The organism is Brevundimonas sp. (assembly GCF_032017145.1).
Taxonomy (GTDB): Bacteria; Pseudomonadota; Alphaproteobacteria; order Caulobacterales; family Caulobacteraceae; genus Brevundimonas.
This window is the reverse complement of record NZ_DALZQC010000215.1, coordinates 1-1,941: the sequence shown is the minus strand read 5'-3', so window position 1 is coordinate 1,941 and position 1,941 is coordinate 1. Positions and strand designations below refer to the sequence as shown.

Below are 1,941 nucleotides of genomic sequence, written 5' to 3'. Positions count from 1 at the left end.
GCGCGTCGGGGTTCCGTCGCCCACCGCCACACGGCCACGCCGCACCGGCAGCAGACCGCAGGCGACGCGGGCCACCGTGGACTTGCCCGCGCCGTTCGCGCCCAGCAGGGCGTAGACCTCGCCCGCTTTCAGGGTCAGGCTGAAATTCTCCAGCACCCGCCGGTCGTCATAGCCTGCGTCTATGTCGCCGAGCACCAGCGCCGGCGCGACGCTAGACTTCAAGATCGGCCTGCCGGAAGAGATCGAGGACATAGCAGGACAGGGGACTGTCGTAGCCGACCGCCGACGCCGCCTTGGCCAGGGACTGTCGCACCGCCGCGCGCACCCGCCCTTCGCCCCACAGATCGACGAAGGTGGTCATGTCCTGATCCTGACCCACGTCCTTGCCCAGGGCGCCCGTCGTCGAACAGGCGTCCAGCAGGTCGTCGCATAGCTGGAAGGCGAAACCCACCGCCTCGCCGAAGGCGGTCAGTCGGGCCAGAGCGTCTTCGTCGCCACCGCCCAGCAGACCGCCGCCGCGCACCGTCGCCGCGAACAGGGCGCCGGTCTTCAGATTGTTGATCTGACGCAGGGCGACGGCGTCGCGCGTGTCAGGGTCGTCGCGCAGGTCGCGCATCTGACCTTCGGCCAGACCCTCGAACCCGACGGCCTGCGTCAAATGGTCCAGGATGGACAGCCGCGTCTCGGCCGGCAGTCGGCTTTGCAGGATCAGCCGGGTGGACTGGTTCAGCAGGGCCACCGCCGCCAGAACGGCCGCATCCTCGCCGTGGCGGCGATGCAGGGTCGGCTGACCGCGCCTCAGGGCCGCGTCGTCCATGCAGGGCAGGTCGTCCAGCACCAGCGACGCCGCATGGACCATCTCCAGCGCGCAGCCGTAATCCAGGGCGTCGTCCGGGTCGCCGCCGACATGGGCCGCCGCCAGCATGGCCAGCACCGGCCGGACCCGCTTTCCCTGTCCCAGCAGGGCTTCGCGCGCCGCCAGGGACAACAGCCCGTCCTGAGACGGCGCCAGTTCACCGAGACGCGACTGGACCCGCAGCCGCAGATCATCGGGCGCGCAAGGATCGTACGTCAGAGGTCGCTGTGGCCTTGCGTCGACGATCGCCATTCAGTTCTCCTGGTGTCGCCTGACCATCGCGTTGCGACGACGATCCGAACCTCTATGATCGCATACGGCATCACGACCGGTTCGGATGCAACCCGCCAGGAGCCGTTTCCGATGCCCACCGCCGCCGACGCCCTGATCCGGCGCAAGGACGAGCACATCGACCATGTCCGGGCCGGGCGCGGCGTCAGCCGGACGACGTCCGGGCTGGAGGCCGTGCGGTTCGTCCATGACGCCCTGCCGGATCTGGATCACGACGCCATCGACCTGACGGCGCGCTTTCTGGGGCGCGACGTGGGGCTGCCCTTCCTGATCAGTTCGATGACCGGCGGCCCGTCGCGGGCCGAGGCGGTCAATGCGCGCCTGGCCGAGGCGTCCCAGGCGATGGGCGTCGTCCTGGCCGTCGGGTCGCAGCGGGTGGCGCTGGAAACGGACGGCGGATCGGGCCTGGGGGCGGATCTGCGACGCCGGGCGCCCGATGCGATGATCCTGGCCAATCTGGGCGCGGTGCAGTTCGCCCTGGGTTACGGCGTCGATCAGGCCCGAGCGGCCATCGAGATGATCGGCGCCGACGCCCTGATCCTTCACCTGAACCCGCTGCAGGAAGGCGTCCAGCCCGAGGGCGACCGCGACTGGCGCGGGGTGGCGCGCGGCATCGAACAGATCGCCGCCGCCTATCCGGGCCGCGTGATCGTCAAGGAGACCGGCGCCGGCCTGTCGGGGGCGGTGGCGCGGCGTCTGGCGGATATGGGGGTCGCCGCGCTGGACGTGGCGGGGGCGGGCGGCACCAACTGGGGCCTGATCGAAGGCGCGCGGGCGACGGGCGGCCGGGCCGA

Annotated in this window: 3 protein-coding genes; 1 reads left to right on the top strand and 2 read right to left on the bottom strand. The window is 71.0% G+C overall.

Features of this window, described 5'->3' with window-relative positions; all coding sequences use genetic code 11:
- Positions 1–222, bottom strand: a 222-nt coding sequence (locus RTU05_RS18090; protein WP_312599664.1) for an ATP-binding cassette domain-containing protein, incomplete at its 3' end; no start/stop codon positions are given.
- A complete protein-coding gene (locus RTU05_RS18085) occupies positions 212–1,108 on the bottom strand; it encodes a polyprenyl synthetase family protein (protein ID WP_312599663.1) in 897 nt (298 codons plus the stop codon). The genes RTU05_RS18085 and RTU05_RS18090, both read right to left, overlap by 11 nt.
- A gap of 111 nt (positions 1,109–1,219) precedes the next feature.
- Between RTU05_RS18085 and RTU05_RS18080 the strand changes: the two genes are divergently transcribed.
- A partial coding sequence (locus RTU05_RS18080; RefSeq protein WP_312599662.1) for a type 2 isopentenyl-diphosphate Delta-isomerase occupies positions 1,220–1,941 on the top strand: 722 nt, incomplete at its 3' end.

What these genes read in the sequence shown, in the direction of transcription:
- RTU05_RS18085 (WP_312599663.1), bottom strand. Translation starts at nt 1,108, where the DNA reads ATGGCGATCGTCGACGCAAGGCCACAGCGACCTCTGACGTACGATCCT.